11 protein-coding genes are annotated in these 13,226 nt (G+C 33.5%); 1 reads left to right on the forward strand and 10 read right to left on the reverse strand.

Annotated elements, in window-relative coordinates; genetic code table 11:
- Positions 1-128: 128 nt before the first annotated feature.
- From mreD to adhE, 6 genes are all read right to left on the reverse strand, one after another.
- On the reverse strand, positions 129-644 hold the full coding sequence (gene mreD, locus G7082_RS03755) for a rod shape-determining protein MreD (RefSeq protein ID WP_166033885.1): 516 nt from the start codon (positions 642-644) through the stop codon (positions 129-131).
- Positions 644-1,504, reverse strand: coding sequence for a rod shape-determining protein MreC (mreC, locus tag G7082_RS03760; RefSeq protein WP_166033886.1), 861 nt, complete (start codon positions 1,502-1,504; stop codon positions 644-646). Before mreC ends, mreD begins: the two co-directional genes overlap by 1 nt.
- 157 nt (positions 1,505-1,661) lie before the next feature.
- Entirely contained in the window at positions 1,662-2,663 is a 1,002-nt protein-coding gene (locus tag G7082_RS03765; protein ID WP_166033887.1) for a lipid II:glycine glycyltransferase FemX, read from the reverse strand.
- 3 nt (positions 2,664-2,666) lie between these two features.
- Entirely contained in the window at positions 2,667-3,884 is a 1,218-nt protein-coding gene (locus G7082_RS03770; protein WP_166033888.1) for a carboxylate--amine ligase, read from the reverse strand.
- A 25-nt stretch (positions 3,885-3,909) separates the two neighbouring features.
- Positions 3,910-5,793: an asparagine synthase (glutamine-hydrolyzing) gene (gene asnB, locus G7082_RS03775; protein WP_166033889.1), complete on the reverse strand. Its 1,884-nt coding sequence runs from the start codon at positions 5,791-5,793 to the stop codon at positions 3,910-3,912.
- Between the two features lie 227 nt (positions 5,794-6,020).
- On the reverse strand, positions 6,021-8,621 hold the full coding sequence (gene adhE, locus G7082_RS03780) for a bifunctional acetaldehyde-CoA/alcohol dehydrogenase (protein WP_166033890.1): 2,601 nt from the start codon (positions 8,619-8,621) through the stop codon (positions 6,021-6,023).
- Between the two features lie 339 nt (positions 8,622-8,960).
- On the opposite strand from adhE, the gene G7082_RS03785 reads away from it, so the two are divergent.
- Positions 8,961-9,377, forward strand: coding sequence for a hypothetical protein (locus tag G7082_RS03785; RefSeq protein WP_166033891.1), 417 nt, complete (start codon positions 8,961-8,963; stop codon positions 9,375-9,377).
- Between the two features lie 76 nt (positions 9,378-9,453).
- Here the strand turns inward: G7082_RS03785 and yajC are convergent, their stop codons facing one another.
- From yajC to ruvB, 4 genes are all read right to left on the reverse strand, one after another.
- Positions 9,454-9,801 carry a preprotein translocase subunit YajC gene (yajC, locus tag G7082_RS03790; protein WP_166033892.1) on the reverse strand — a complete coding sequence of 116 codons (348 nt, stop codon included), beginning with the start codon at positions 9,799-9,801 and terminating at the stop codon, positions 9,454-9,456.
- An 83-nt stretch (positions 9,802-9,884) separates the two neighbouring features.
- Complete coding sequence (gene tgt, locus G7082_RS03795; protein WP_166033893.1) at positions 9,885-11,030, reverse strand: tRNA guanosine(34) transglycosylase Tgt; 1,146 nt, start codon at positions 11,028-11,030, stop codon at positions 9,885-9,887.
- Positions 11,031-11,047: 17 nt separating this feature from the next.
- Positions 11,048-12,082 carry a tRNA preQ1(34) S-adenosylmethionine ribosyltransferase-isomerase QueA gene (gene queA, locus G7082_RS03800; RefSeq protein WP_166033894.1) on the reverse strand — a complete coding sequence of 345 codons (1,035 nt, stop codon included), beginning with the start codon at positions 12,080-12,082 and terminating at the stop codon, positions 11,048-11,050.
- Between the two features lie 130 nt (positions 12,083-12,212).
- Entirely contained in the window at positions 12,213-13,223 is a 1,011-nt protein-coding gene (gene ruvB, locus G7082_RS03805; RefSeq protein WP_166033895.1) for a Holliday junction branch migration DNA helicase RuvB, read from the reverse strand.
- Positions 13,224-13,226: the final 3 nt, after the last annotated feature.

The raw sequence follows: 13,226 nt of genomic DNA on the forward strand, positions 1-13,226 counted from the left end.
AATTTGTAATTTCTTATATTTTTTAAGTTTTATTTAATATTTAAATTTAACGATAAATGAATTGTAGCATAGAGACATGTCAGTCATATAATAGAAATGTTACAAACATATTTCAATCCACATAACATTTATTTTTTAACATTAAACATACTCTTTAAAGGCACTACTAACACTGCTATCAGTATGATATTCAAGCACAGAGTTGGTGCTAATGTTCTTGCAAAAAAATCTAAAATAGTGGTACTTGTTAACTTAAATAGCACTAATAAGAACACTCTGCCCACTGAAATGGCTGTAACAAAAACAATGAAACTCAAAATAATCGTAAATGTATTTGGATAAACATGCTCGAATAAACTATAAATTAAGATGACTAGTATTGGAAACAAAATCAAATTGATCCCAATCACATTATAAAAATAAGAATCATAAAGTAGTCCGATGACACTTGACCAAATCACTAGATAGGTTTTTTCCATTTGGAACGTTGCAAACATCAAAAACATCAACAATAGATTACTTGTAAAATCCATTGGCACTGAAAAAGCTGATAGAAGTGAACTACTTACATGCCCATCTATAAGCATCATAAAAAAGAAAATAAGCGGTAAGGTATAGGATAGATACTTTCTTTTTTGCATCATTACTCTGTACCCGCTAATCGTTTAACAACCGTCACAGAATTCACATCGTACATATCTGATACAGGCGTTACTAACACTTCTGCATCTAGCCCTGTTTTATTCTTCTTAATTTCTTTAATATTCCCTACTAATAATCCTTTAGGAGAATTGTTACCTAAACCAGAAGTCGTAACAGGGGTTCCTTCTTTTAAGCCTTCTGTTGAAGTTAACTGAGACACGACTAATGTGTGAGTTTTATTATTGTAGCCTTCCATTAAACCGTAAATCATCTTATCTCCCTCACCTTGCAACATCACAGGAAAGTGGTTCGTATTTTGATTAATCGTTGTTAAGAGTTCTACTTTTGAACTATTATTTTCTGCAATAATGACACGACCAATCAATCCTTTATCGCCCATGACCGCCATGTTGACTTCAATACCATCTTTTTTACCTTTATCAATGATTAATACATCTTGCCAACTATCTGGGGAACGATTAATCACTCCAGCGTTCACTACTTCATAATTTGATAACGTCGCATTTAATTCTAATTGACCTCTTAATTTTTCATTCTCTTTTTTTAAATTAGCAACTTCCGCTTCAAGGGACGCTGTATGATCTATTTTTTTCTTTAGATTATCATTTTCTGTATAGGTATTAAATAAATTATTAATCGATTTAACCCCATTTTCGACACCTATAAATGGTGCTTTAACTACTCGATCAATGCTTGCAATGACACCATTAGTTTGAGATTGACCTGGTAAACTTTGCTTTTTATTATCTCGCTGCATGGCACTAAAACCAATTAAAAAGACAACAATAATGACAATTGTTAGCGCAATAATAATATTTCTACTTGAATTAAATTTTTTCACATTTCCACCTCGACAAAAGTCTTGAATTTTAGATACACATAACGTTTATTCTAACATTATTTACTTGAAATCACTAGAAGATAGCTGGTAAAATTCATTAACTCTTTATTAATTTTTATATCAAAAAAGTGGAGAATTTATTTCCCCCACTTTTTAATTATTCATTTAAAAAAATATAATACGATTCTTCATCATATACTCGATCAATTTCACCAATAAATTCTGTTGCCTTATCACTACCAACAAAACCACGTTTAAACTTATATAAACCATCTTCTTCATTCATTTCAAAAATACCACCAAAATCGTAATACTTAGTTCCTCTTTCTAGTCCCCATTTAATCATTTCCCACTGCATTAAATAATTAGGCATCTTATTACGGTGTAGATTATTAGAACCACCATACATATACCAAGTAACATTACCATAACTTAAGCATAATGCACCTGCCAATACTTCTCCTTCAAATGTAGCAATAAACACTTTGGCGTTATCACCATAAGCTTTTAGCACTCGTTCAAAATACTCGTACGGACGGTAACTAATACCTTGACGTTCACTCATGATTACATGAGTATCATAAAAAGCCTTCAAATCTTCTAAACTTCTAGAAGAATGAACCTCAATTCCTTTTCTTTTCGCTAAACGTATATTGTAACGTGTTTTAGAATGAAATTCTGAGAGTAATTCTTCTTCTGTCTTATTTTCCGTATCTAACCTCATATTTAAACGTGGCTGAATTGTTGAATGAGGGTTAATATCTTTGTTACGTACTTTAAACCCTGCAGCTTTATATGCATCAGATAATTCTTGATTATAAAAAACTTCTGGATCTGTTCTAAGCAAGAAAATATTCTCATTTGATAATTGTTTTTCTGCCTCATCATATAACTCTGTGACTAATTGGATATTGTTAACATCACAGACAGGACCTCTTGTTGCATAAGCTATTTTTTTTTCACCTACAGAAGCCACCGTTAAAATTGACATTGCTGCTATTATCTCATCTTCTTTTTCTAGATAAATATAAAAAGGTTCCCAATTGTTTTTTACTTGCGCCCATGCCATATCCTGTGTTGTTGCGGTATATGGACTATTTAAAATAAAATCCTCATATCTTTTTATTTCTTCAGGATTAGCTAAATTGACTAATGCCATTTTCTATCGTCCCTTCTTTTTAAACCATTTTTCATAACGTTCCACATAGGATTGATAGTATTTTTTCATACTTAAATTTCTAACAATAGATTTATCTTGATCATAAAATAAAGTATAACCATAGTCATCTCTATCAATCATCTCTTTGGCTACTTGTTTACATGTATCATCCTCTGTATAAGTTAGCACTACTTCTTTTGGAACACCTAACCATAGTTTTTCTTCTCTACTTAAAAATGCTTCTTCAACTTTTATTTCTTCAACTAAATCTTTAATCGCTTCTTCAATTAAATTACACCCAGCTAACGTCGAATAAAAACTGCTTCGTCCCGGTCGCAAGTTAATCTCAAAAATTTTAAATGTCTGATCACGCTCGTCGTACTTCATATCAAAATTAGCAAACCCTGTATAACTGATTCCTTCTAAAAAACGAGTATATGTTTCATAAATATCAGCATCAAAAATACTTTTAATCGCCACATAATTTCCTACTAGTGTTGGTGTAACATCTTCTAAAAAAGGATGTCCTAAACACATCGAGTGGACTTTACTGTTTGATCCAACATAAGCATTTAAGACACGCATGTTACTATCAGGACCAGGAATAAAATCTTGCATTAACATCGTGTCGCCATATCCAGAAGTAAAGATATTAAATAAAGTTTCCGTAACTTCTTCTTCACTATTTAAAATATAGGCTTTTTTCTTATCTTTAAATTCTGCTAAAGCATATGTCACACTATTACTTGGTTTAACAACCACAGGATAAGTAAAAGGTACTTCGATTTCTCGATAGTTGTCTTTAGTTACTTTCATTGTTTTTGGATAAGGTAACTCTAATTTCTCACATAAATCATAAAAATCTTCTTTTAAAATTAATTGTTCTTTCAATTCTTTTTTTACAAAAGGTAACCGACAATATTTAGATAACTCCTCTTGGTTATCAATCACTAATTCAGCATAACCGTCGCTTGCCGCAAATAAAATTAGTTTGTCATAAGCTTCTAATTTATTCTTTAATAGTGGTATCATAGCTGTTGAAAAAACAGATGGATTAGCTAAATCATTAACCACTTCTATGTCAACAATCTTAGAATGGTTAGTCATTGGTAATTTGCCTTGACCAACACATAAACTTTTAATTCCATATGCCATGTGGATTGAACGAGCAATTCCATATGCATTAACATCTGTTCCTAAAATAATAGGTAAAAATTTCATCGTTTTTTTCCTTTCCAAATAATTATTAATCTGTTAACTCTGATACTTCTGGTTTGTGACCATCATTGATAAAGTAAACATTATACCAAGTTAAGAAAGTGAAAATAGTCCAAATTTTACGACGTTCATCCACTTTTTCTTCATAGTTATCATCTAGCAATTGAATAATTTTGTCTTGATCAAAAAATTCTTTTACCCATTCATTAGAAAATAATTCTCTTACATGTTGGTAATAACGTTCTTCACGTAACCAATCTTTAATTGGTACTGGGAAGCCTAATTTTTCTCTATTCGACCACTCTTCAGGAAGATGTCTTCCTGCGGCTTGACGAAAAGCATATTTAGTATTTTCAGAATTAATCATATATTTTTCAGGTACTTGCTCTGAGACTCTCATCAACTCAATATCAAGTAATGGCACACGTAATTCTAAAGAATGAGCCATTGATAATTTATCAGCTTTTAATAAAATATCTTTTGGCATCCATTGATGAAAATCTAAATATTTTTTCTTCTTAAGTTCAGATAATCGACTTACTTTTTTGTATTGTTTGTTCACAATGTCTGAGACACTTGGTGACTTAGAATACTCACTTGTCAAATACTCTAATGCTTCTTTTTCTTCAAAGACTTTCGCGTTACCAATAAAGCATTCTTCAGCTGGTGCTAAGTTAGAATACATATGTAAGCTACCAGGGAATTGTTTTTCTTTAATAAAACCTGCTAAAGAGTATCTTGCTTTTTCAGGTAATTTTTTAAGTAAACTGGTTGTTTTTCTAATGAATTTTGATTTAGTATAGAATCCATATGTTTGATAGCCACCAAACAATTCATCCGCACCTTCACCGCTCATAACAACTCTAACATCACGACTTGCTAACTCTGATAGGAAAAATAAAGGAACACAAGATGGATTTGAATCCGGTTCGTCTAGATGATACTGAATAAGAGGAAAATTTTTGAATGACTCTTCCCCTTCTATGATACGCGACTCATTGTTCAATCCAATCATATCAGTCAACGCCTTAGCCTCCACTGACTCATTAAACGTCTTATCACCAAAACCAATAGAATACGTTTTATCGGGGCGTAAAACACTTGCTACATAGCTTGAATCTACTCCTGAAGATAAAAATGAACCAACTTCAACATCAGCGTTTTTATGAATATCGATTGATTCTTGGACACTTTTATCAATTAAATCCACTGTCTCTGATAAAGACATTTTCTTTTCATTATCTTTAACATCCCAATATTGCTTGATTTCTAATAAACCATTTTTATACGTAAAGAAATGACCTTCTTTAATACGATAAACGTTTTTAAAGAAAGTTTCATCTAATGCTGAATATTGAAATGTCATAAAAGGACGTAAAGCTTCTGTATTTAATTCTTTTTTAAAACCTGGATGTTGCAAAAAGCTTTTAATTTCTGACCCATAGATAAAACTACCATTCATCTCTGTGTAGTAAAGTGGTTTTATTCCAAAATGGTCTCTAGCTCCAAACAATTCATTAGTTTCTGTATTCCAAATGACAAAAGCAAACATGCCTCTAATTTTTTGTAATAATTCAACTCCGTATTCTTCGTAACCATGAAGTAATACTTCTGTATCAGCATGGGTTGTAAATATATGACCTTTTCTTTTTAAATCCGCTCTTAATTCTGAATGGTTATATATTTCTCCATTAAACGTGATAACCATCGTCTTATCTTCATTATAGATAGGTTGAGAACCACCCTCTAAATCGACAATACTCAACCGTCTAAAACCTAAAGCTGCTTGTGTATCAACATGACTACCAGAACTATTTGGACCTCTATGGGCAATAGTTGCCATCATATTTTCTATTATTTCATTTTTTGATTCTACTGACTTGGTATCAATAAATCCAACTATTCCGCACACACCAATTCCTTCTCTCATTATAGAATTTATTAATTCATTTATATTAGTTTTTATTTTTAATTTTTCTTATTAACAATCTTTAAATTATATATGATTATCCCTTAATTGTCCAACTTTCCAAACAATACCATCCTATTAATCGGTTATTATAAATAAATAAAAAAACACCTATAATCATTCCCTGACCCACAGGAAACAATTAAGAGGTGTTTAAATATCACAAATGATTATGCATTATATGAATCAATAATAATTTGTTTTAATTCGCTAATTAATGGTTCTTTAGGGTTAGCAGTTGTACATTGATCTTCATAAGCAAGCTCAGCCATACGATCTACTGTGTTGTCTAATGTTTCTTGAGACAATCCTTGTGCTTTAAGGTTCATGTCAATTCCAACACGTTTTCCTAATTCATCTACTTCTGTTGCTAAAGCTTCTACTAATTCAGCAGTTGTGTTTCCTTTAAGACCTAAGAAACGAGCTACGTCAGCGTAGTCTGTGTCCGCTCTAAAGTAATCATATTTAGGGAACAATGCATGTTTTGAAGGATCTTTCGCATTGTAACGGATAATATGAGGTAAAAGAATCGCATTTGTACGTCCGTGAGGAATACCGTATTCTCCACCAATTTTATGAGCGATTGAGTGACATATACCTAGGAAAGCATTCGCAAATGCCATACCAGCCATTGTTGAAGCATTGTGCATTTTTTCTCTGTTTTCTAAGTTAGGGTTTTTCACTGAATCTTCTAAGTTATCAAAGACTAATCTGATTGCTTGTAAACTTAATCCACGAGTATAGTCAGATGCCATTACTGAAACATATGATTCTAAAGCGTGAGTTAATACGTCCATCCCTGTATCTGCAGTTACTCCAGCTGGTACACTCATTACAAATTGTGGGTCAATAATTGCCACGTTTGGTGTTAAAGCGTAATCTGCTAATGGGTATTTCACGTGTGTTTCACTATCAGTAATTACGGCAAATGGTGTTACTTCAGCACCTGTACCAGATGTTGTTGGAATACAAACCATTTGAGATTTTTTAGCTGATTGAATTTTGTACGTACGTTTTCTAATATCTAAGAATTTTTGTTTAGCGCCAAAGAATTCTGTATCTGGGTGTTCGTAGAATAACCACATACCTTTAGCGGCATCAATTGCAGATCCACCACCGATAGCAATGATTGTATCTGGTTTGAATTTATTAATCATTTCAGTTCCTGCATAAACAGTGTTTGTTGAAGGGTTAGGTTCAACATCTGAGAAGATTTCATAAGTCACTTTGTTGTTACGTTTGTTTAACTCATCAATTACTTTTTGAGTATAACCAAATTGAACCATTCCAGGGTCACAGACGATGAATGCACGTTCAATGTTTTCCATTTTTTCTAAATATTGGATTGAATTTAATTCAAAATAAATTTTTTCTGGAAGTTTAAACCATTGCATATTATTTCTCCGTTTTGTTACAGTTTTTGTGTTGATTAAGTTAATTGCTGTTACGTTTTTAGATACTGAGTTTTTACCGTAAGATCCACAACCTAATGTTAATGAAGGAATCATTTCGTTGTAGATATCACCAATCCCACCTTGTGCTGCTGGTGAGTTGATTAAGATACGACAAGCATTCATTCTTAAACCAAATTGAATGTGTAAATCTTCATCTTCTGAATGTAAAACAGCAGTATGTCCTTCTCCACCAAGTTTTAACATTTTTTCACATAATTCTAAACCATGTTCACGGCTGTTAGCTTTAAACATTGCTAAAACTGGAGATAGTTTTTCACGAGATAATGGGTAATCAGCACCCGCATCTTCTAATTCAGCGATTAAAATTTTAGTTCCTGCTGGGACGTTAATTCCTGCGTCTTTAGCGATAGATACAGCAGAATGACCAACGATTGCTGGGTTAACAGCTGTTTTAGCTTCGTTCATGACTGCTTTTTCTAATTTAGCTAATTCATTAGCTTTAACGATGTATACTTGATGTGCTTCAAATTCAGCTTTCACTGCATCATAAACTTCAGCATCAACAATCACACCTTGTTCTGAGGCACAAATCATTCCATTATCAAATGATTTTGAAATAATTAAATCGTTAACCGCACGTTTGATTCTTGCTGTTTTTTCAACGTAAGCAGGTGTGTTACCAGGTCCTACGCCAAGTGCTGGTTTACCAGTAGAATATGCAGCTTTAACCATTGCAGAACCACCTGTAGCTAATACAATTGCCACGCCTTCATGATTCATTAATGTGTTTGTTCCTTCGATTGAAGGTTGCTCAACCCATTGAACACAGTTTTCAGGTGCGCCAGCTGCAACGGCTGCATCACGAACGATACGAGCTGCTTCTGCTGAACATTTTTGTGCGCTTGGATGGAAAGCAAAAATGATTGGATTACGTGTTTTGATTGAAATCATTGCTTTAAAAATGGTTGTAGATGTTGGGTTAGTTGTTGGTGTTACCCCACAAACCACACCGACTGGGTCAGCAATTTCAATAATTTGTTTTTGTTTATCTTCGTTGATTACGCCAACTGTTTTATCATATTTAATGCTGTTCCAGATACTTTCAGATGCGAACATATTTTTAATTGCTTTATCTTCATAAATTCCACGGCCAGTTTCTTCGACTGCCATTTTTGCTAAAGGCATGTGTTGATTTAAAGCTGCCATCGCCATTTGATGAACGATATGATCTACTTTTTCTTGATCGAAAGCTTTCATTTCTTTTAATGCTTGGTTACCTTTTACTACTAATTCATCAATGACTTGCGCCACGTTACTTTCTTGTTTCTCAACTTTTTTATCTTTTGTCTTTACCATAATAGCCTCCTGAAATAATTTGTTATTTACTTCACAAATGTAATATACATCATTTTTTCATAATTGTAAATACTTTTTTGTGACATTTTTCACTTTATTTTTAAATTAACTCTAACTATTGTTAAAATACACTTTATATCATGAACCATACCATTAATTTTTTATATCAAACTAAAAGATTGATACTATTTTCACATTTATTGATAAACACATTTTCATAAAAAAGATCGATTCTGATTGTCCCACTATTAAATATGATTGACTCATCCTCTCTTCAAATTTATACTTCTTTTATAAATAAAAGTCGTATTTTAAAAACAAAAAGAAAGGAACTAACAAATGAAGAAAAAAATTCTTTTGTTCCCACTATTTATATTTATCTTTTGCTTATTGATGTACAAGATTTTAGTAGAAACACCTGTTGATAGTTTCAACAATCAAAACAAAGAACTTTTAATTACTCAATCCAAAGAAAATTCTACTGATATAGTCATTACTAATTCTTCAAGTCGTCGTTTAATTTGGGAAACTTCTAAAACAGAAGTAATGACACAATCGAAAAACATGTGGCTACCTGTAGAAACAGTTTTACCTAAAGTAGCCATTAAAGAATATATTGATAGCGGTGCTACCTCTATCTTTTCTTTAAAAGACTACATAGCTAATAATAGTAAAGAAAATTACAAACTAGTTTTTTTCTTTTCATATGACAACGAACCAGAATTCTCATATGAATTTGAACTAAAGATTCCATAAAAACATCTCAATAAAACAAAAACAAACGGACTACTTTTTCTAAGCAATCCGTTTGTTTTTAATTTGAAAGAAAATCTTATTGATTTTCTTTTTCTTCTTCTTTAGTTTCAACAACTTCAGTTACTTCTTCTGTTTCAACTGTTGCTGCTGGAGCACTTGCTGCTGCAGGTGTTACAGTTTTGATTGCAGCACGTTCAAACACTAAATAAATACCTTCACAGTCAATTGTTACAGTTCCTTTGTCTGTGTTTAATTCATGAACCACACCGTATAACCCACCAATAGTCACAACTTCGTCTCCAAGTTTCATGCTATTTAATAGCTCTTGGCGTTGATTTTGTTGTTTCTTTTGAGAACGTGTCATGAAAAACATCATCCCACCGATAATAATTAACGGAAATAAAAATCCTAATCCACCTTGCATTTGATCTACCTCATTTTCTTTTTATAAGTCACTATCCACTTTATCAAATTTTATTAGATTACACTAGTTTAATTTATGATTTTTTAGAAATTCTTCGGATTTTCTTCATTAAATCCATATTCTTCGAAAAAGGCTTGTCTGAATTCTAGTAAATTGTCATCCATAATCGCTTGACGGACTTGTTTCATCACATTTAATAAGAAGTATAAATTATGATAAGACGTTAAACGAATACCGAATGTTTCATCACATTTAATCAAATGACGAATATAAGCACGGGAATAATTACGACATGTGTAACAATCACATTTTTCATCCAATGGTCTGAAGTCACGAGCGAATTTAGCGTTTTTCACAACTAAACGGCCTTTACTCGTCATACACGTTCCATTTCTCGCAATACGTGTTGGCAAGACACAATCAAACATATCCACCCCACGAATAACTCCATCAATTAATGAATCGGCAGTTCCCACACCCATTAAATATCTTGGTTTGTTCTCTGGAATAAGTGGTGTTGTGTATTCTAACACTTTGTTCATTTCTTGTTTAGATTCACCCACTGACAACCCACCAATAGAATAACCTGGGAAGTCTAAACTGACTAAATCACGAGCACTTTGCTCACGTAAATCTTGGAAGCCAGCTCCTTGTATAATTCCGAATAACCCTTGACGATCTGCATTGGCATGCGCATTTAACCCGCGTTCTGCCCAACGAGAAGTTCTCTCGATTGATTTCTTCACGTAGTCATGACTTTGCTCAAAAGGCGGGCACTCGTCAAAACTCATCATAATATCTGGACCTAATTTATTTTGAATTTGGATTGCTTTTTCAGGAGATAAAAACATTTTTGAACCATTTAAATGGTTTCTAAAATGAACCCCTTCTTCTTCAATACGGCGCATATCACTTAATGACCAAACTTGGAAACCGCCTGAATCTGTTAAGATCCCTTGATCCCAGTTCATAAATTTATGTAAGCCGCCTGCTTCTTCCACTAAATCTTCGCCAGGACGTAACCATAAATGATACGTATTACTTAAAATAATTCCTGCACCCATATCTTTTAACTCTTCTGGAGCCATTGTTTTAACAGTTGCTAATGTTCCTACTGGCATAAACATTGGCGTTGGAAATGTTCCATGTGGCGTAATAATTTCACCTAATCTTGCGCCAGTGTGTTTTTCTTTTTTGATTAATCTGTATTTAATTGCTGGTTCGCTCATTGTGATCCTCTTTTCTATTATTTTACAAACATCGCGTCCCCAAAACTAAAGAAACGATATTCTTCTGCTACAGCATGGTTATAGGCATTTAAAACATGGTCTCTCGTTGAAAAAGCACTCACTAACATGATCAACGTTGACATTGGCAAGTGGAAATTGGTTGAAAAAGCATCCACTAGTTTGAACTTATAACCCGGTTTAATAAAGATTTCAGTCCAACCACTATCCGCTTTAATCTCACCATTAAATTTAGTTCCAATCGTTTCTAAAGTTCTAATTGATGTTGTTCCTACAGCCACAATTCGACCGCCATTTGCTTTAATTTGACGCAAGCTTTCAGCCGATTCTTCTGATAAGGCATAAAACTCACTGTGCATGTTATGATTTTCTAAATCTTCGACATTCACAGGTCTAAACGTTCCTAAGCCAACATGTAGCGTTAAGTAAATAATTTTCACACCCTTAGCTTCGATTTTAGCCATTAACTCTTTTGTAAAATGAAGACCTGCTGTAGGGGCTGCCGCTGAGCCGTTTTCTTTAGCATAGACTGTTTGATAACGTTCTTGATCTTCCAGCGTTTCTTTAATATATGGTGGTAATGGCATCTCACCTAAAGCTTCTAGATTTTCTAAAAAGACACCCTCATAAGTAAAATCGATGATTCGACCGCCATGTTCTAGTTCTTCCTTCACCACAGCTTTCAGTCGACCATCACCAAATGAAATTTTTGTGCCGACTTTAGCGCGTTTAGCTGGTTTGATTAATGTTTCCCACGTGTCATTTTCAGTATTATTTAATAGTAACACTTCTAAATGACCGCCTGTTTCTGGTTTTTCACCATGTAATCTTGCTGGTAAAACACGAGTATTGTTCATCACAAGAGCATCTCCTGGATGTAGCTCATCTAAAATATCATCGAAATGTTTATCTTGTATTTCACCTGTTTTTTTATCTAAAATTAATAATTTAGACGCCGTTCTGTCCTTTAAAGGCGTTTGTGCTATCAGTTCTTCTGGTAGATGAAAATCAAAATCTGACGTTTGTAATGTCATAGTCACCTATTCCTTTCTATATCTTCCTGTTGTATTTTAACATCTTTAGCCCAAAAGAAAAAGCGTTCATGTTTTCTAAAACGCGCTAAAAAAAGAGATTCAGTTATTTTCATCTGAAATCTCTTTTTCCTTATTTTTCTTCGTAAGTATACCCTAAATGCTCATAACCAAATTCAGTAACCACTCGACCTCTTTGTGTTCGTTTGATAAATCCCTTTTGAATTAAATAAGGCTCATACATGTCCTCAACAGTTTCAGTTTCTTCACTAATATTAACCGCAATCGTTGTTAGACCAACGGGACCACCGTTATAAAGTTCAATCATCGTTGTTAAGATTTTTTGATCCACATAATCTAAGCCCTTGTGATCGACTTGCAACATTTTCAAAGCTTCATCTGCTACGTATTCATCAATTTTTCCGTTACTTTCAACTTGAGCAAAATCACGGACTCGCTTCAATAAACGGTTGGCGATTCGAGGGGTCCCTCTTGAACGTCTAGCAATTTCAAAAGCTCCTGTTTCTTTGATTTCTGTGGCAAAAATATCCGCAGAACGCAGGACAATCTCTTTTAAATCATGGTCTTCATAATATTCCATGTGACAAATGATCCCAAAGCGATCCCTTAAAGGTGCTGATAACATTCCTGCCCGAGTTGTTGCTCCTACTAAGGTAAAGGGGGGTAACGGGAAATGAACAGGGTGGGCACTTGGACCTTGCCCCACTATAATATCCACAAAAAAATCTTCCATTGCCGAATAAAGTAATTCTTCTGCTACTCTTGGCAAACGATGAATTTCATCAATAAATAGAACATCCCCTGGTTCTAGCTCATTTAAAATAGCCACTAAATCACCCGGTTTTTCAATGGCTGGACCACTGGTTGTTTTAATATTAACTTCCATTTCATTGGCAATTACCATAGCCATGGTTGTTTTACCTAATCCCGGTGGACCATACAACAAGACATGATCCAAAGATTCTTCTCGTTGTTTAGCGGCTTTAATGTAGATATCTAACTCTCGTTTCACCTTATCTTGACCGATATACTGGGCTAAATATTGAGGCCGTAATGATTTTTCTAAACCGTCTTCTGCTTCATCTAAATCAGCTGATACCAAGCGATTTTCTTCTTCGTTCATTAC

The sequence above is a fragment of the Vagococcus hydrophili genome (assembly GCF_011304195.1).
GTDB classification, from domain to species: domain Bacteria; phylum Bacillota; class Bacilli; order Lactobacillales; family Vagococcaceae; genus Vagococcus; species Vagococcus hydrophili.

Coding starts and splice junctions, on each gene's coding strand:
- mreD (WP_166033885.1), bottom strand. CDS start 644: ATGATGCAAAAAAGAAAGTATCTATCCTATACCTTACCGCTTATTTTC.
- G7082_RS03765 (WP_166033887.1), bottom strand. CDS start 2,663: ATGGCATTAGTCAATTTAGCTAATCCTGAAGAAATAAAAAGATATGAG.
- G7082_RS03770 (WP_166033888.1), bottom strand. CDS start 3,884: ATGAAATTTTTACCTATTATTTTAGGAACAGATGTTAATGCATATGGA.
- adhE (WP_166033890.1), bottom strand. CDS start 8,621: ATGGTAAAGACAAAAGATAAAAAAGTTGAGAAACAAGAAAGTAACGTG.
- G7082_RS03785 (WP_166033891.1), top strand. CDS start 8,961: ATGAAGAAAAAAATTCTTTTGTTCCCACTATTTATATTTATCTTTTGC.
- yajC (WP_166033892.1), bottom strand. CDS start 9,801: ATGCAAGGTGGATTAGGATTTTTATTTCCGTTAATTATTATCGGTGGG.
- tgt (WP_166033893.1), bottom strand. CDS start 11,030: ATGAGCGAACCAGCAATTAAATACAGATTAATCAAAAAAGAAAAACAC.
- queA (WP_166033894.1), bottom strand. CDS start 12,082: ATGACATTACAAACGTCAGATTTTGATTTTCATCTACCAGAAGAACTG.
- ruvB (WP_166033895.1), bottom strand. CDS start 13,223: ATGAACGAAGAAGAAAATCGCTTGGTATCAGCTGATTTAGATGAAGCA.